Origin of the sequence: Streptomyces natalensis ATCC 27448, assembly GCF_000935125.1 — a bacterium.
Classification (GTDB): Bacteria; Actinomycetota; Actinomycetes; order Streptomycetales; family Streptomycetaceae; genus Streptomyces; species Streptomyces natalensis.
The window spans coordinates 972,349-988,811 of record NZ_JRKI01000061.1 but is presented as its reverse complement, the minus strand read 5'-3'; the positions used below and the strand labels follow the sequence as shown (position 1 = coordinate 988,811).

Annotated in this window: 13 protein-coding genes and 1 riboswitch; of the genes, 8 read left to right on the top strand and 5 right to left on the bottom strand. The window is 71.4% G+C overall.

What is annotated here, in order from left to right; genetic code table 11:
- The coding region (locus SNA_RS35155; protein WP_044368265.1) for a hypothetical protein at nucleotides 1-321 on the bottom strand (321 nt) is incomplete at its 3' end.
- 494 nt (nucleotides 322-815) lie between these two features.
- Between SNA_RS35155 and SNA_RS35150 the strand changes: the two genes are divergently transcribed.
- Both SNA_RS35150 and SNA_RS35145 read left to right on the top strand, forming a co-directional pair.
- Nucleotides 816-2,096 (top strand): hypothetical protein, encoded by a 1,281-nt coding sequence (locus tag SNA_RS35150; protein ID WP_030065636.1) that lies wholly within the window; start codon nucleotides 816-818, stop codon nucleotides 2,094-2,096.
- Nucleotides 2,097-2,310: 214 nt separating this feature from the next.
- Nucleotides 2,311-2,850 (top strand): DoxX family protein, encoded by a 540-nt coding sequence (locus SNA_RS35145; protein ID WP_030065635.1) that lies wholly within the window; start codon nucleotides 2,311-2,313, stop codon nucleotides 2,848-2,850.
- A gap of 80 nt (nucleotides 2,851-2,930) precedes the next feature.
- Here the strand turns inward: SNA_RS35145 and SNA_RS35140 are convergent, their stop codons facing one another.
- A complete protein-coding gene (locus SNA_RS35140; protein WP_030065634.1) occupies nucleotides 2,931-3,137 on the bottom strand; it encodes a hypothetical protein in 207 nt (68 codons plus the stop codon).
- Entirely contained in the window at nucleotides 3,134-4,570 is a 1,437-nt protein-coding gene (locus tag SNA_RS35135; RefSeq protein ID WP_044368263.1) for a PspC domain-containing protein, read from the bottom strand. The genes SNA_RS35140 and SNA_RS35135 overlap by 4 nt, the downstream gene beginning before the upstream one ends.
- A 298-nt stretch (nucleotides 4,571-4,868) precedes the next feature.
- Between SNA_RS35135 and SNA_RS35130 the strand changes: the two genes are divergently transcribed.
- From SNA_RS35130 to SNA_RS35115, 4 genes are all read left to right on the top strand, one after another.
- Nucleotides 4,869-6,578 carry a serine/threonine-protein kinase gene (locus SNA_RS35130; protein WP_030065633.1) on the top strand — a complete coding sequence of 570 codons (1,710 nt, stop codon included), beginning with the start codon at nucleotides 4,869-4,871 and terminating at the stop codon, nucleotides 6,576-6,578.
- 126 nt (nucleotides 6,579-6,704) lie between these two features.
- Complete coding sequence (locus SNA_RS35125; protein WP_044368463.1) at nucleotides 6,705-8,066, top strand: ATP-binding protein; 1,362 nt, start codon at nucleotides 6,705-6,707, stop codon at nucleotides 8,064-8,066.
- A gap of 127 nt (nucleotides 8,067-8,193) precedes the next feature.
- The gene (locus SNA_RS35120; protein WP_030065632.1) at nucleotides 8,194-8,928 is read left to right on the top strand and encodes a LuxR C-terminal-related transcriptional regulator; all 735 of its coding nucleotides are present in this window, start codon (nucleotides 8,194-8,196) and stop codon (nucleotides 8,926-8,928) included.
- Nucleotides 8,929-9,294: 366 nt separating this feature from the next.
- On the top strand, nucleotides 9,295-10,419 hold the full coding sequence (locus tag SNA_RS35115; RefSeq protein ID WP_030065631.1) for an alpha/beta hydrolase: 1,125 nt from the start codon (nucleotides 9,295-9,297) through the stop codon (nucleotides 10,417-10,419).
- A 38-nt stretch (nucleotides 10,420-10,457) separates the two neighbouring features.
- On the opposite strand, the gene SNA_RS35110 is transcribed toward SNA_RS35115, so the two are convergent.
- Complete coding sequence (locus SNA_RS35110) at nucleotides 10,458-11,537, bottom strand: C40 family peptidase (RefSeq protein ID WP_030065630.1); 1,080 nt, start codon at nucleotides 11,535-11,537, stop codon at nucleotides 10,458-10,460.
- 221 nt (nucleotides 11,538-11,758) lie between these two features.
- On the opposite strand from SNA_RS35110, the gene SNA_RS35105 reads away from it, so the two are divergent.
- Entirely contained in the window at nucleotides 11,759-12,112 is a 354-nt protein-coding gene (locus tag SNA_RS35105; protein ID WP_030065629.1) for a hypothetical protein, read from the top strand.
- Between the two features lie 127 nt (nucleotides 12,113-12,239).
- Here the strand turns inward: SNA_RS35105 and SNA_RS35100 are convergent, their stop codons facing one another.
- Nucleotides 12,240-13,373, bottom strand: coding sequence for a C40 family peptidase (locus tag SNA_RS35100; RefSeq protein ID WP_030065628.1), 1,134 nt, complete (start codon nucleotides 13,371-13,373; stop codon nucleotides 12,240-12,242).
- Nucleotides 13,374-13,381: 8 nt separating this feature from the next.
- A riboswitch (cyclic di-AMP (ydaO/yuaA leader) is annotated at nucleotides 13,382-13,551 on the bottom strand.
- 375 nt (nucleotides 13,552-13,926) lie between these two features.
- On the opposite strand from SNA_RS35100, the gene pcrA reads away from it, so the two are divergent.
- Nucleotides 13,927-16,437 carry a DNA helicase PcrA gene (pcrA, locus tag SNA_RS35095; protein WP_030065627.1) on the top strand — a complete coding sequence of 837 codons (2,511 nt, stop codon included), beginning with the start codon at nucleotides 13,927-13,929 and terminating at the stop codon, nucleotides 16,435-16,437.
- The last annotated feature ends 26 nt before the right edge of the window (nucleotides 16,438-16,463 follow it).

Below are 16,463 nucleotides of genomic sequence, written 5' to 3'. Positions count from 1 at the left end.
GGGCGTCGGGGTGGCCTTCGTACAGGGGAAGTGCCAGCCGCGCGGCATCGGCCAGGCGGTCGGTACGTCGATGTTCGGGCCGGTCCCGGCGTAGGCACAGGTGTCGCCGTTGGCGTTGACGTGGGCTGCGACGTAGGTGTCATGGGTGGGGTGGATGGGGCTGACGGTGTTGTCGTGGTGAGCGAGGAGGTGGTGACTGTGGCGGTCGTGAGCGCTGGCTGAGGGTGCCGGGATCGCCAGTACGGCGATCCCGAAGGGCACGGTGAACGCGGCGGCCGCGAGAGCTGCGGCGAACCGGCGTGATCGTTCTATTTCCCACACGACGGAGAGCCTGCACGTCCGGGGCGTGGCTCAGGCGTCAGTGGGCTCCGGTTCCCTCGAAGGGGGTAAGTGCGGCATATGCGGCCGTAGTTGGACGTGCTCGACGGAAGGGAGGGTGGAGGGGATTCCGGTGTGTACGGGGCGACTGCGGGACTTGGGGGCCTCTGCGGGGCTGAGGGGCGTCTGCGGGGCTCGCGTAGCGGTCGCGTACGGGTCGCGTACGGGGGCGGGTGCGGGGTGGATACGCGCTCCGTGCGGGCCGTGTGCGCGTCTCACGCAGGTCTCGTGCGCCGTCCCGCTCCGGCGTCAACCTCTGGCGGGCCGTGCCACCCCGGCCCCAACTGGCCGTTTGGCGGGCGCCCCCGCCATCTGGGGCACAATTCCCCTTCAGGAATGACAAGTTGATGATGACCCCGGCCGGTTGGCGCACCGGGCGCGGGTCATGACGATCACGATCACGACGGTGATGACGATGGTGCGGGGCGGTAGCGGACGTGTCTGTTGAGGCGGCGGGCAGAGTGGCCGGAACGGGCGGGCCGGAAGGGGGCGGGGCCTGTCTGTGCGGGCAGTGCCCGCACGGCGCCCGCGCGGGGCACCGGCAGGCGGTCGCCGCGTTTGTCGCGCTGCGCGAGGAATTCGCCGCCGGGCGCGGCGTACCGGCCGGACTCGCGCATTCCGCGGGCGCGGCCCGCCAGTGGGTCTCCGATGAACTCTCCCTTTCTGCACGGACGTTGGCCGAACGTGCCGCCGCCGAGGGGGTCGCCTGGCTGGCGGTCGTCCAGCGGCGGACCGTGCCGGTGCTGTGGGCCGCGGTGGCCGCGCTGCTGCTCGGGCAGGCGCTGACCGCTGTCGGGTCGGGCTGGACCTCGGCCCGTACGGCGGGGCTGATCGCCGCGGTACTGCTCGCCCTCGCCCTGACGGTCGCGGCCTGGCGGCACGGCGCGCACGGCGGCGTGCTGGCCCCGCTGATCGGCGAGGACCGGCGGCTGTCGGCCTCGCGTGCGGTCGCGGCGGGGTGGGTGGTCGTGGTGCTGTACGCGGTGCTGACGGCGGCCGTCCAGCTGGCGGTGGCGGGCCCCGGAGCGCGCCGCCGCGCCGTCCGGCTCCTCGAACTCCCGTATGGCGCCGGGCTGTTGGCGGCCCTGTTCCTCGGGTGCGCGGTGGCGGTGCTGGCGCACGCCCTGGTGACCGTACGGGTGCGGGCGGGGCGGTTGCAGAAGGTCCCCGCCGACCGGCCGCGGGCGGTCGATCTGCTGGCGGACGACGCGGGGCGCGGCAGCTTCCCCGGCGCGCAGTATGTGCTGGTCAATGCGGCGGTGGCGGCGTATGCGCTGGTATGCCTGGCGCGGCAGCCCGGTCGGCTGCCGGATCTGCCCTGGGGGTTGGTGGTACTGCTGCTGCTCTCCGGTGTCACCTATCTGGCCGGGACGGCGGTGCCGGGCGGCCGGCCGGTCATTCTGTCGGTCGTCCGCTCCCGGGAACTCGGCGCTCTCGCGGCGCCCATCCGTACCGGTGAGGACATCGAGATCCGCGGCACCGGCTTCGTCCCGCCGGGCGCCGGGACGCCGGACCGGCTGGCCCGTACCGTCGTACGGATCGGGGCGGTGCATGTGCCGGTGCCCCTGGTCCCGGTGGCGGGCGGTTTCGCCAATCCGTCGGACGGCGTGCTGACCGTGCCGGTGCCGGTGGATGTGGAACCGGGGCGGGTGGAGGTGCGGGTGGTGACGGCCGCGGGGGTGGAGACCGAGGGGTACCTGATCGAGGTGCAGGAGTAGACGGCGATCGGGGGCCGGGCGGCGGTGGGCCGGGTCGGGTCAGGCCGGTCCGGGAGCCGGCGCGCCGACCCGGGTCCGTGACGCGGCCGGGTCGCCGCCAGGTCATCCGCAAGCCATCGGTTGCATCCGATACGTATGTGCGTACGTACCTCCCCAGGAGGCGTGGGCGCAGGCACAATCGTCTGCGCTCGGTGCCAACGGAGAGGCGGACGTCATGGTGCATGCGAATCGTACGGTCGGTGCCGATCTGGGCGCTGTGGGCGGCTCCGGTACCGGGGCGCGGGGGATGCTCGCGCGCCATGCGCTGCTTCCGTTGCGGCTCTTCCTGGGCGTCACCTTCGTCTATGCGGGAGTGGACAAGCTGACGGACTCCGGCTTCCTGGCGGCCCGCGGGCCGGGCTCGCTCGGGGCGCTGCTGGCCCAGGTGCACGACACGGCGGCGCTGCCGCTGCTGGTGGATCTGGCCCAGAAGAGCCCGGTCGGCTTCGGCTATGCCATCGCCATCGGGGAGCTGGCGGTGGGAGTCGGGACGCTCGTCGGGCTGCTGGGGCGGCTGGCGGCCTGCGGTGGCGCGCTGATCTCGCTGACGCTGTGGCTCACCGTCAGCTGGTCGACCGTGCCGTACTACTACGGCAATGACCTCGCCTACCTCATGGCCTGGATCCCGCTGGTGCTGGCGGGCACGCCGAGGTTCTCGCTGGATGCGGCGCTGCGGAACCGGCGTCATCGGCACGGGGCCCAGTTGTTCGGGTGAGGTGAGCGGTGAGTCGTCCGGGTCAGCCGTCCCGGTCGGTGGGGGAGGCCGCGCGGCGGATGCGGTGGGTGCGACGGCCATCAGGTGTCCTCCGGCCTGCGGTAGCGGGCGGCGGCCCGCACGGCGGCGGTGATGCCGGAGAGGAACAGGCCCGCGGGGACCGCGAGGAGGAGCCAGGGGCCGGGGGCGTGCCAGATGCCGAGGGCGTCGAGGCCGTAGCCCGCGCCTACGGAGAGGGCGGCGACGCCCGAGATCAGCCGGGCCGGTTCGAAGGGGTGGTGCTTCATGAGGCGGCTCCCCGCGGGGCGGTCGGGGTCGGCACCGTCGACGGAACGGCGGTGGGGGCGGCGTTGCGCAGCTCGACCTGGCCGGCGCCCATGGAGAGCTCCAGGTCCAGCCTGCCGTGCGGCTTCTCGCCCTTTTTCAGGCCGGTGGCGGGCAGGGTGATCGTGCGCTGCTGACCGCCGAGGGAGATATGCGTCTGGTGCGGGCCATCGCCGGGCAGATGGAGGTTGCCCAGGCCCATCGACACACGGGCGGTCGTGGTGACACCCGGCGGCAGCGTCACCTGGAGCCGGCCGGCGCCGACGTCCGCGCTCGCGTAGACGGTGCGCCCGCCCTTGAGCGACAGGCCGCTGAGGTCCAGCCGCGCGTCGCCGGAGCCGACGTGGTAGACCGGCTGGATGGCGGCGGCGCTGGTGGGAGCCCAAGTGCGCCGCTGCCACTCGGCGGTGAGGGTGTTGGGCAGGACGGTCGCGGCCGCGAGCATCAGGGTCGTGACGACGACCATGAAGACCGTGCCGCCGCCCGTCCGCCCGAACCAGGCGCTGAGCACCAGGCCGAGGCCGAAGACGACCAGCGCGCAGCTCAGTCCGGCTTGGAGGGAGTGGGTGAAGGTTTCGTGCCGGACGGTGGCGGCGTAGGCGCCCGCGCCCGCGACCATTGCCAGCAGGAACGTCCAGCCGCCTATCGACGGTCCCTTACGGGCGGCGCGGCGCGGGGTGCGGTCGGGGGCGGCCGCGGGCGGGCGGGCCCCGGCGGACCACTCGTCGCGCGGTCCGGGCTTTGTGATCCGGTCGTGCTCGAAGTCGTAGGTGAGATCGAGCGGGAGGGTCTCGGGGCCCCACAGGTAGGGCGGCCGTGAGGTCTCTGCGGAGCGCGGGTCGCGCCACCAGGACGGGCTGTTCGGCGCGGGGGGCGCCTGGGTCTCGGGCGGGGCGTCGGCCACGGCCTGGGCGGTCGCGGCGTCCATCGACCCCGGGCCCGCGGCCTCCGCCCGGTGCCGCTGGCGCGACCAGTAGGCCGAACCGGCCACCGCCAGCGTCAGCATGATGACGAAGGACAGCACGCTGCCCTTGCCGACGGTCGTCAGGAAGAGCCCGCAGCCGACCAGCGCGAACAACAGCGCCGTCAGGGCGCTGCCCTCGACCCGGCCGGAGAGCAGCCGGCGGCCCTCGTTCTCGTCCTCGCCGTCGAGGGGGATGAGCAGCCAGGCGAAGCCGTAGGCGATCAGGCCGATGCCGCCGGAGACGGTGAGGACGGCCAGCACGATACGGAAGATCACCGGGTCGAGATCCCACTGGCGGCCCAGCCCGCCGCACACCCCGGCGACCACCTTGTGCCGCCGGCTGCGGCGCAGCGGCGGAGGCGGCGGGGTGAGGCCGGCGGGGTCGGAGGGCGCGGAGGCCGTCGGCTCCTCGGCGGGGGCTGCTTCGTTCATGGACACATGGTGACAAGGGCAGGGGAGTCCCGGCATCCGTGGAAACCCTTGCTGATCCCTGAGATCGACCCTGAGGTCTGCCCTGAGACAGGCCCTGAGGTCTGCCCGCGCCCCACAACACCGGCCCGCGGGTCGGTTTTTCCGGGCCGTTCGTGCCGTCCCAATACTAGTAAATCCCCCGAGACCCCCCGCGCAGCGGAAATTGAGCCGCCGACGGGCGGCAGGCGGGGGCCGATTCACTGCCGCCGGAGACTATCGTTGCGCCCGGGATGGGTACGGGTTTCCGAAGGGGCGTACGGTGACGGAGGCGGCGTCGGTGGACGAGGGGCGACTGGTCGCCGGGAGATATCGACTGGTCGAACGGATAGGCCGAGGCGGGATGGGCACCGTCTGGCGAGCCAGGGACGAACTCCTCGGGCGCCAGGTCGCGGTCAAGCGTCTGCATGTCTCGCCCCAGCTGGACCAGGACGAACTCGCCACCCGGTACGAACGCACCACCCGCGAGGCGCAGGCCGCGGCCCGTATCAACCATCCGAACGTGGTGGGCGTGCACGACGTCGTCGACGACGCCGGGCTGCCGTGCATCGTCATGGAGTACGTCCCCTCCTCGACGCTCGGCGACGCCATCAAGGAGGAGGCGCAGGCGAGCCGTTCGCTGTCTCCCAGGGAGGCCGCACGCATCGGGCGCGGCATGATCGCGGCGCTGCGGGCCGCGCACTCGGCCGGGGTGCTGCACCGCGACGTCAAACCGGGCAATGTGCTGCTCGGCGAGGACGGCCGGGTCGTGCTCACCGACTTCGGGATCGCCGTCGCCTCCGGGACGTCCACGCTCACCAAGACCGGCGAGCTGGTGGGCTCCATCGACTACTTGGCGCCCGAGCGGGTCAAGGGAGGCACCCCGGGGCCCGCGTCGGACCTGTGGGCGCTGGGGGCGACGCTCTATCAGGCTGTCGAGGGGCGGCCCCCTTTCCGTAAGAACACCGCGGTGGAGACGGCGTATTCCATTGCCATGGATCCGCTGGAGCCGCCGCGCAATGCGGGGGCGCTGGCGTCGCTGATCGAGGCGCTGCTGGCCAAGGAGCCGGAGGACCGGCCGTCGGCCGAGGTCGTCGAGCAGGCGCTGCGGGCGGCGGAGTCGGAAGTGGAGACGGCGCTGCTGGGGCGCGGGGCGCTCTACCCCGGTGCCGTGGCCGGTGACGGGGCCGTTGGCGGCTCCGGTCGCGGTGCGGTGACGGCGGCCGACGGGATGCGGGTGTCCACCCGTCAGGCGTCGTGGCCCCGCGAGGACGCCGTGCCCACCGGGTCAACGGCCGTACCGGACGCCCCTACGGGTGCGGTGGTCCGGTCTCCTACGGGACGCCGCCGCGCCGTCGTCTGGGGCGTGGCGAGCGCCCTTGCCGTCATGGCCCTTGCGGGCGGCGTGCTCTACGCGACGGGTCAGCTGGGTCCGTCGAAGGACCAGGCTGCGGACACTCCGGCTCCCGCGCACCAGGGCGCCTCCGTAAAGCCGAAGCCAAAGCCGAAGCCGAGCCCCGCCCCGGTCAAACTGCCGCCCACCCCGGCGGGGTATCACCGGGTCACGGAAAAGGCGCTCGGTGTCTCCTTTCCCGTGCCCGACGGATGGCGGCGACTCTCCAAGCCGCCCAACGAGGTCGACTACATCGACCCCTCCGGGCTGGCCAACGTGAAGATCAGCGTGCTGGACTTCGCGAGCCCGGACCAGGTCCGGCATTTCGAGCAGGTCGAGCAGCAGTTCCAGGCGAAGCAGGCCAAGGACGGCCACAGCTACGAGCGGATGCGGCTCCAGGAAACCACCTTCCGTGGTGAACCGGCAGCCATCTGGGAACTGCGGTTCCAGGGCTCGGTGCGCGAATTCCGTGCCGCGGACCTCGGGTTCGGGCGTGAGGGCAGTAACGAGTACGCCATCTATGTGTCCGCACCCGATGCCAGGTGGCCGCAGTACCAGCCCGTCTTCACCGCCGTGCGCGACGGATTCAGTCACACGTAGCCCCACGCGGGCCCCAGCACCCCCACGCGGCCCCCGGCAACCCTGATGAACCCTGACGCGATTTCCGGGTCTGATCAGGGTCGACCCTGATGTCGTAGGCCCGCGCGGCGTGTGAACATCAAGGACATGACCACCGCACCGCCCCGCGCCGGGACGCACCACGCCCCGGCGCCGGACCCCGAAGAACCGCCCGTGCGCAGGCTCTACCGCAGCGCCGACGGGCGACTGCTCGGTGGCGTGGCGCGCGGCCTCGCCGGGCATCTGGGACTGCCGGTCTCCTGGGTGCGGATCGTGTTCGTGGCGCTCTTCATGGCCGACGGCCTGGGCGCGCTGCTCTATGCCGCGTTCTGGTTCTTCGTGCCGCTGGGCGTCGGAGGAGTCGAGGCGCGGCGGCCCGCGGCCGGCGAGGCCAAACGCCGGCGGGCGATCCGCCGGCCCGACAAGGGCCAGGTCTTCGCGCTGATCGCGCTGCTGGCCGGCGCCTCGATCGTGGCCTCCCGATTCCAGCTGGGCCGCGCCAACGGCTATCTCTGGCCGGTGCTGCTCATCGGCGCCGGCGTCGCCCTGGTATGGCGTCAGGCGGACAACGCCCGCCGCGCCCAGTGGCTGGAGATCGGCCGCCGCAAGGGCGTGCTGCCGATGCTGCGCGGCGCGGCCGGAGTGGCGCTGGTCGGCCTGGGCGTGACGGGCATCGTCGTGCTCCAGGGCTCGGTGCGGCATCTCGGCTCGGTGCTCCAGGCCGCGCTCGCCGTCGTCGTCGGCATAGCGCTGCTGGCCGGGCCCTATCTCGTACGGATCATGCAGGACCTCTCCGAGGAACGGCTGATGCGCATCCGCGCCCAGGAGCGCGCCGAGGTCGCCGCCCACGTCCATGACTCCGTCCTGCACACCCTCACGCTGATCCAGCGCAGCGCCGACGACCCCCGCGAGGTGGCCCGCCTCGCCCGCGCCCAGGAGCGCGAGCTGCGCGCCTGGCTCTACAAGCCCGAGGGCCGTGGCAAGGAGGAGGACGAGGAACCGCAGACGGTGGCGGAGGCGGTGCGCAAGGCCGCCGCCAAGGTGGAGGACCATCACGGCGTCCCGATAGAGGTCGTGATCGTCGGCGACTGCCCGCTCGACGAAGGGCTGACCGCCCAGATGCAGGCCGCACGCGAGGCGATGGTCAATGCCGCCAAGTACGGTGGCGAGGGCGGCGCGGTGCAGGTGTTTGCCGAGGTGGAGGGCCGTACGGTCTTCGTCTCGGTGCGCGACCGCGGCCCCGGATTCGACCTCGACGCGGTCCCCACCGACCGGATGGGCGTACGGGAATCCATCATCGGCCGGATGGAGCGCAACGGCGGGACCGCCCGGCTGCGCTCGGCGCCCGAGGGCGGCACGGTCGTCGAGCTGGAGATGGAGCGCAGGGAAACCAAGGACAGCAAGGACGGCAGGGAAAGCAAGGGCAGCAGTGGGGAAGGCGGGGAGCGCAAGGAGGGCGGGGGCGGGTGAGGGACGGGGAAGAGCCGGGAGCGACAGGGCGGCGCCCGTGGGCCCCTGCGGTGGCCGCCGGGCACACCGGGCGCGAGATCATGACGATGCGGGACCGAGCAGACATCGAGGGACGGACGGACACCATATGAGCAGCGACGACGCCCAGCAGGGGCAGGCACCGCAGAGCGGTACGGATCAGCCCGGTGCGGCGGACGAGGAGCGGACCGTACGGGTCGTGCTGGTCGACGACCACCGGATGTTCCGTACGGGCGTCCAGGCCGAGATCGGTGTGACCGAGCGCACCCGCGTCGAGGTGGTCGGTGAGGCCGCCGATGTCGACCAGGCCGTCACCGTCATCACCGCCACCCGCCCCGAGGTTGTCCTGCTGGACGTCCACCTCCCGGGCGGCGGCGGCGTCGAGGTGCTGCGCCGCAGCGCCACGATGATGACCGACCCCGAGCGCCCGGTGCGCTTTCTCGCCCTGTCCGTCTCCGACGCGGCCGAGGACGTCATCGGCGTCATCCGGGGCGGTGCCCGCGGGTATGTCACCAAGACGATCACCGGTACGGACCTGGTCAACGCCATCTTCCGGGTCGCCGACGGCGATGCGGTCTTCTCCCCGCGGCTGGCCGGATTCGTCCTGGACGCCTTCGCCTCCACGGACGCCCCACCGGTCGACGAGGCCCTGGACTGCCTCACCCAGCGCGAACGCGAGGTGCTGCGGCTGATCGCGCGGGGCTATGCGTACAAGGAGGTCGGCAAGCAGCTGTTCATCTCCGTGAAGACGGTCGAATCGCATGTGTCGGCGGTGCTGCGCAAGCTCCAGCTGTCCAACCGGAGCGAGCTGACGCGCTGGGCGGCGGCCCGCCGCCTGGTCTGAGAGCCGACGGGCCGGGGGACCGGGACGACGGGACGGGACGGGGCGTGCCGAGGCGCCGTCCGGAGTGACACACCGAGACGGCGTACCGAGATGTCGTACCGAGACGGCGTACCGAGATGCCGTACCGAGATGCCGTACCGAGACGCCCTGCCGAGTCGCCGTGCCGAGATATCGATATGAGTGGCAACGAGAGGACGTAAGGAGAGGTGTCGTAAAGAAGGACCAAAGACGGGCAACCAGGACGGCGCAGATCGCCATCTAAGGGCGCGGAGAGGCTCACTGCCGGAGGCGGGGCCAGAACCACGGGGTCGCAACAGGCGCCCCATCCCCAGTCCTTCGTGTCACTGTCCTGGAAGCGAGTTCTTGATGAGCCTGACGGGCACGCCCTTCTTCCTCACTGCCCTCGTGCTTCTGATAGTCGCTGTCGTCCTGCCGCTCGGCGTATGGGGACGGATATCCGGGCCGCCGCTGGTCCGCACCCTGGTCCGCCTGCTGATGGTGCTGTTCGCCCAGGTCACCGCCATCACCGTGGTCTTCGTCCTGGTCAACAACGCCAACAACCTCTACGACAACTGGGGCGATCTGCTCGGCACCGACAATCACGTCCAGGTGGCGAAGGACCTCGGCCCGGACGGTATGGGCGGCCAGAAGATCAAGAACCAGCCCAAGCAGATCCAGCAGTTCCGCCCGGCGGACGATCCGCGGGTGGGCCCCGGCGTGAAGATGACCGATCTGAACGGCCGGATATCCGGCGTCAGCGGCGAGGTCTATGTCTGGCTGCCGCCGCAGTACGACGACCCCGCCTACCGGCACAAGAAGTTCCCGGTGGTCGAGGTGCTGCCCGGCTACCCCGGCTCGGCGAAGGCATGGTTCGGCGCACTGCACGTCGGCGAGCAGCTGCGCCCCCTGATGCAGCGCGGCGAGATCAAACCGTTCATCCTGGTGGCCCCGCGGACGACGATCCTGACGGGCGCCGACACCGGATGCGCCAACATCCCCGGCAAGGTCAACGCCGACAGCTGGCTGAGCGTCGACGTACGCCAGATGGTCATCGACAACTTCCGCGCCGGCGACAAGGCGCACTCCTGGTCGCTGGCGGGCTATTCGGCGGGCGCGCACTGCGCGGCCAAACTCGCCCTCGCCCACCCGGACCGCTATCGCGCCGCCGTCGCCATGTCCGGCTACAACGACCCGAAGCTGGAGCCCGATTCGCTCGCCGGCAAGGACCCGAAACTGCGCGCCGAGAACAACCCGCTGAACATCCTCAAGGCCGCCAACGCCGCCGGGCACCCGCCCCGTACCGCCCTGTACGTCTCGGGCGCGGCGGGCGACGGCTACCAGGCCGGCATCGGGCTGAAGCAGCTGGCGAAGCGGCCGACGACGGTGACGGTGCAGCTGATCCCCTCGAACGCGGGCGGCCACACCACGGCCGTGTGGCGCACCCAAGTGCCGGAGATCTTCCGGTGGTTGGGTAGGGAGGTCAGGGCGTAGGCACGCCCTGCGGCCGGGGACGCGGCGCGCGTTCCCGGTTACGCGGGGCGGGTGGCCGCCGCGAACGGCATCTCGTCGATGGGGGCGATACGCACCGGCGCGCCCGGGTGCGGCGCGTGGATCATCTTGCCGTCGCCGACGTAGAGGCCCACATGGCTGATGCCGGAGTAGAAGAACACCAGGTCACCGGGGGCGAGTTCGGAGCGGTCGATGCGTCGGCCGGAGCCGATCTGGGTGTAGGTCGTCCGGGGCAGCGCGACGCCGCCGGACTTCCAGGCGGCCTGGGTCAGGCCCGAGCAGTCGAACGCGGCGGGGCCGGTCGCGCCCCAGACGTACGGCTTGCCCAGCGCGGCGTAGGCGAAGGAGACGGCGCGGGCGGCGCGGGAGCCGGAGGCCCGGGTGCCCGCCGGGGCGCCGTCGCCGGCCAACAGGGCCGACGCGTCGTCCTGTGACGGGTCCGTTGGCGACATCTGTCGCCGCTGTTCCTCCGTCAGCCGGTCGAGCAGCGCCTCGGCGGCGTCCAGCTTCCGCACGATGGTGATCCGCTCCCGTCGCAGCGTGCCCTCGGTACGCTCCAGCCGCTCCGCGGTGACATGGGCGCGGTCGCGGACCTGGCGGATGCTGCCGAGCCGGCGTGCGAATCCGGCCACCGCGTTCGCCTGGTGGCTGCCCGCGCGCTCCAGGACCGTGGCGCCGTCCAGATAGCGCTGCGGATCGGCGGACAGCATCAGCCGTACGGTCGGGTCCACGCCACCGGAGCGGTACTGGTTCGCGGCCATGGTGCCCAGCTCGGCCTTGGCGGTGTTGAGTTTCCGGGTCCGGCGGGCGGCCTCGTCCTGGAGCCGGGACAGCTCCGCGCGGGCGGCGTTGGCCTCTTCCTTGGCGCCGTTGTAGTGCTGCGTGGCCACCTCTGCCTCCTGGTACAGCGCGTCGATCCGGCCCTTGACCTGGGCGGGGGTGGGGCGGGCAGCGGCCTGGCCGGTGCCGTTGAAGAGGCCGACCCCGGCGGCGCCGGCCAGGGCCAGCGCGGCGGCCCGGCGGGCTCTGGGGTGCTGTCTGGTCTTGCGGTGCGACCGATGCTGTCTGGTCTTGCGGTGCGACGCCACTGTGGCCGTCACTTCCTTCCGTACCAACCGGGTGTCGACGCGAGGACGTTAAACCTGCACGTCACGGGGGTGCGTCCAGTTGGCAGGAAGTGGTTGATTTCGATCAGGAGTGACGGCTCGATGACCGCATGCCCGCCATCGGCCGGTCCTGGACCGGCCCGGCCTGACCGATGCGGTGATTACGGGCGCCCTGCCGGAAGGCGCGTGATATGCGGCGGATACGATCCCGCACTATGGACGTAGTAACCAATATCTTCGTCGGCCTGCACATCATCGGTATCGCCTCCCTCCTGGGCGGCTTCCTGACCCAGATGAAGGCGATGGGCGCGGGGACGGCCCGCTTTGTGCCGGCCATGCTGCACGGTGCGCTGACGATGCTGGTCACCGGCATCGTCCTGGTCGGGCTGAACCAGGCCCAGGACCACCCCCTCAACAACATCAAGATCGGCATCAAGATGGCCGTCCTGGTGGTGATCCTCGCGCTGGTCTACGTCAAGCGGGACGACGAGCAGATCGCCAAGCCGCTCTTCGGCGCGGTCGGCGGGCTCACGATGGCGAACATCTTCATCGCGGTGCTCTGGACCTGAGCCTCGGGCCATGGCCCCGGGTGCTCCCGCACCCGCCCCGTATACGGCCGTTCAAACGGCTCACCGCGCGGTCGTCGCCGACAGGACGACCGCGCGGTGCTGTGTGTGGCGGGGGTACCCGCCCCGGTCAGGACGGCCGCACGCTGCCGTAGATCGGGTTCACATAGATCGACTCGATGCGGACGCTCGCGCCCGGGTGCGGCGCGTGGACCATCATCCCGTTGCCGATGTACATCCCGACGTGGCTGATGTCGTCGAAGAAGAACACCAGGTCGCCGGGCTGGAGGTCACTGGTGGCCACCCGCTGGCCGACCTTGACCTGATCCCAGGTCGTACGGGGCAGATCGACCCCGGCCGCCTTGTACGCCGCCTGGGTCAGGCCGGAGCAGTCGTACGACGAGGGGCCCGTCGCGCCCCAGACGTACGGCTTGCCTATCTGGGCGCGGGCGAAGGCGAGAGCCTTGGCGGCCTTCGAGGACTGCGTGCTCCCGCCGGTGGACCCGCCGGTCTGGCCCCCGGTGGTGCCGCCGCCGTTCTGCTGCTGCTGGCGCTCGCGCTCCTGCTGCTGCCGCGCCGCCTCCTCGGCCTTGCGCTTGGCCGCCGCCTCCTTCTGGCGCTCCAGCTCCGCCAGTCGCGCCTTCTCCTGCGCGGTCAGCCGGGACAGCAGCCGCTGGGTTGCGGCCAGTTTGGTCTGGACGGAGCGCTTGGACGCCTGGAGCGACGTCTGTGTCGTCTGCAACTGCTCCAGGCTCCGGCTCGCCTCGGCCCGCTGCCGGGCGGCGGTCGCGGCCTGGTGCTCGTAGTCGGTGACCGCCTGCTGCTGGCGGCTGGTCAGCCGGTCCATCAGATGCGTGCGGTCGAAGAACTCCTGCGGGTCCTTGGCGAGCATCAGCTGCGCCGTGGGGTCCATCCCGCCGGTGCGGTACTGCGCCGAGGCGAAGGTGCCCAGCTCGCGCCGGGACTGGTTCATCTGCTCCGCGCGCTTGGCCGCGGCGTCGAGGAGATGGTTGACGGTGGTGCGCTGGTGGTCGACGCGCTCCTTGGCCGCGTTGTACTTCTGGGTGGCCACTTCGGCCTGCCGGTAGAGCCCGTCGACCTTCTGCTTGACCTCTTCGATGCCGGGCCGCGGCGCGCTGGGGGCGGCCTGGGCGGACTGCGAGAGCAGGGTGACCGACGCGAGCGCGGCGGTGGTGAGCCCGGCCGCCGTACGGCTTTGGGATGTACTGAGAACGCGGGTGCGCGGCTTGCGGTGCGACGCCAAGGCCGGCGACTCCTTCCGTGGACCGCCTACCGGGTTAGCTGTCGGGTTCGGGCGGTGACGCTGACGGAAGGCTTGCCCTACGGTCGCTGCGTCCGCCGCTGGCGGCCGCACCGACCGATTCACCCCGGTGGTACGTGTGGGTCCCCGGCTCCGGCCAGGGACCCAGGGATCTCAGGGTCGTCCGGCGCGACTGGACTCGGCGGAGGCGGCCCGTGCCGGTGCTTTCACCGACGGCGTACAGGCTGCCCGAGCGAGCACGGTAGCCAACTCGTGTGGCTTCTGTGAAGGCTGATGTTCGATATGCCCGAAACCTTTTTGTGACCTCTGCGCGGGAGGCCGTTACCTACGGGTGGGGACCGTCGTTTCGCGCGAGCGGGGACCGCCGACCCGTATCGGCGATGACGCTCTCTCCGACAGGGGATTCAGGGGGCATTCCGGCAGGGCATTCCGGCAGCGAAACGGGGCCGGAATCCGCGCCCGCACCCCGCTTCGAGCTCCGGATCCGCGGACGCGGCGGCGCGCTGTCAGTGCGGCGGCCTAGACTCGGTGGGCGATGAGCAGCCTCTTTGACGACAGCTTCCTGGCGGATCTCGGCCCCAAGGGCGAGGACGAGCACCCTCCGCCCCCCGAGGACGAGCACGGCCCGGCCCCGGAGGAGATCCCCGCCGACCTCTTCGGCGGGAAATACGACGTGCCGGTGCCCCATGAGGCGTACTACCGCGACGGCGCCGCCCGTCCCGCCGTCGACCCGGCCGCGCTGCTCGAAGGGCTCAACGACGAGCAGAAGGCCGCCGTGGTGCATCACGGCAGCCCGCTGCTGATCGTCGCCGGCGCCGGGTCCGGCAAGACCCGGGTGCTCACCCACCGCATCGCCCATCTGCTCGCCGAGCGCCATGTCCACCCCGGCCAGATCCTCGCGATCACCTTCACCAACAAGGCCGCGGGCGAGATGAAGGAGCGAGTGGAGGACCTGGTCGGCCCGCGCGCCCACGCCATGTGGGTCTCCACCTTCCACAGCGCCTGCGTCCGCATCCTGCGCCGCGAGTCCAAGAAGCTGGGCTTCACGTCCTCCTTCTCGATCTACGACGCCGCCGACTCCAAGCGCCTGATGGCCCTGGTCTGCCGCGACCTCGACCTGGACCCCAAGCGCTTCCCGCCCAAGTCCTTCAGCGCCAAGATCTCCAACCTCAAGAACGAGCTCATCGACGAGGAGACCTTCGCCGGGACGGCGGCTGGGGGCACCTCCCAGACGGAGTCTGGGGGAGGTTTCGAGAAGACGCTCGCCGAGGCGTATGCGATGTACCAGGCGCGGCTGCGCGAGGCCAACGCCCTGGACTTCGACGACATCATCATGACGACGGTCAACCTGCTCCAGGCCTTCCCGGACGTCGCCGAGCACTACCGCCGCCGCTTCCGCCACGTCCTGGTGGACGAGTACCAGGACACCAACCACGCCCAGTACACCCTCGTCCGCGAACTGGTCGGCCCGGGGACGGCCGAGATGCCCGCCGCCGAGCTGTGCGTGGTGGGCGACGCCGACCAGTCGATCTACGCCTTCCGCGGTGCCACCATCCGTAACATCCTCCGGTTCGAGGAGGACTACCCGGACGCGACCACGATCCTCCTGGAGCAGAACTACCGCTCCAGCCAGACGATCCTGTCGGCCGCCAACGCCGTCATCGAGCGCAACGAGAACCGCCGCCCCAAGAACCTCTGGACCGACGCCGGCGCCGGCCCCAAGATCACCGGCTATGTCGCGGACACCGAGCACGACGAGGCGCAGTTCGTCGCCGACGAGATCGACCGGCTGACGGACGCGAGCAGCGCCAAGGCCGGCGATGTCGCCGTCTTCTACCGCACCAACGCCCAGTCCCGTGTCTTCGAAGAGATCTTCATCCGGGTCGGGCTGCCCTACAAGGTCGTCGGCGGTGTGCGCTTCTACGAGCGCAAGGAGGTCCGCGACGTCCTCGCGTATCTGCGGGTGCTCGCCAACCCCGAGGACAGCGTCCCGCTGCGCCGGATCCTCAACGTCCCCAAGCGCGGCATCGGCGAGCGCGCCGAGGCCATGATCGACGCCCTCTCCTCCCGCGAGAAGATCACCTTCCCGCAGGCGCTGCGCCGCGTGGACGAGGCATACGGCATGGCCGCCCGCTCCGCCAACGCCGTCAAGCGCTTCAACGTCCTGATGGAGGAGCTGCGGACGATCGTCGAGTCCGGCGCCGGGCCCGCCACCATCCTGGAAGCCGTCCTGGAGCGCACCGGCTATCTCGCCGAGCTCCAGTCCTCCACCGACCCGCAGGACGAGACCCGGATCGAGAACCTCCAGGAACTCGCCTCGGTGGCCCTGGAGTTCGAGCAGGAGCGTGGAGAAGAGAACCCCGGCACGCTCTCCGACTTCCTGGAGCAGGTCGCGCTGGTCGCCGACTCCGACCAGATCCCCGACGAGGACGATGAGGGCACCGGCGTCATCACGCTCATGACCCTCCACACCGCCAAGGGCCTGGAATTCCCGGTGGTCTTCCTGACCGGTATGGAGGACGGCGTCTTCCCGCATATGCGCGCACTGGGCCAGACCAAGGAGCTGGAGGAGGAGCGCCGGCTTGCCTATGTGGGCATCACCCGCGCCCGCGAGCGGCTCTACATCACCCGTTCCACGATGCGCAGCGCCTGGGGCCAGCCCTCGTACAACCCGCCCTCGCGGTTCCTGGAGGAGATCCCGGACGACTTCGTGGAGTGGAAGCGTACGGGTCCGGCGACGCCGTCCGCCTCGATGGGCGGGCTGTCGTCGCGCGGCGGCGGCACGGGTGGCGGCTTCGGTGGGGGCATCGGCTCCTCGCTGTCCTCGTCGCGCGCCAAGGGCCCGAGCGGCTTCGCCACCCGTCGTGCCGCGGACCGTCAGGTGGTCTCGCTGGCCGTGGGCGACCGCGTCACCCACGACAGCTTCGGCCTGGGCACGGTCGTCGGCGTCAAGGGCAGCGGCGACAACGCCGAGGCGACCATCGACTTCGGCGGTGAGAAGCCCAAGCGGCTGCTGCTGCGGTATGCGCCGGTGGAGAAGCTGTAACGGGCGGGCCCGTTGAGCGCGCGGGC

Excerpts from the sequence above, each read along its gene's own strand:
- SNA_RS35105 (WP_030065629.1), top strand. The coding sequence starts at position 11,759 with ATGGACGTAGTAACCAATATCTTCGTCGGCCTGCACATCATCGGTATC.
- SNA_RS35140 (WP_030065634.1), bottom strand. The coding sequence starts at position 3,137 with ATGAAGCACCACCCCTTCGAACCGGCCCGGCTGATCTCGGGCGTCGCC.
- SNA_RS35115 (WP_030065631.1), top strand. The coding sequence starts at position 9,295 with ATGAGCCTGACGGGCACGCCCTTCTTCCTCACTGCCCTCGTGCTTCTG.
- SNA_RS35135 (WP_044368263.1), bottom strand. The coding sequence starts at position 4,570 with ATGAACGAAGCAGCCCCCGCCGAGGAGCCGACGGCCTCCGCGCCCTCC.
- pcrA (WP_030065627.1), top strand. The coding sequence starts at position 13,927 with ATGAGCAGCCTCTTTGACGACAGCTTCCTGGCGGATCTCGGCCCCAAG.
- SNA_RS35125 (WP_044368463.1), top strand. The coding sequence starts at position 6,705 with ATGACCACCGCACCGCCCCGCGCCGGGACGCACCACGCCCCGGCGCCG.
- SNA_RS35145 (WP_030065635.1), top strand. The coding sequence starts at position 2,311 with ATGGTGCATGCGAATCGTACGGTCGGTGCCGATCTGGGCGCTGTGGGC.
- SNA_RS35120 (WP_030065632.1), top strand. The coding sequence starts at position 8,194 with ATGAGCAGCGACGACGCCCAGCAGGGGCAGGCACCGCAGAGCGGTACG.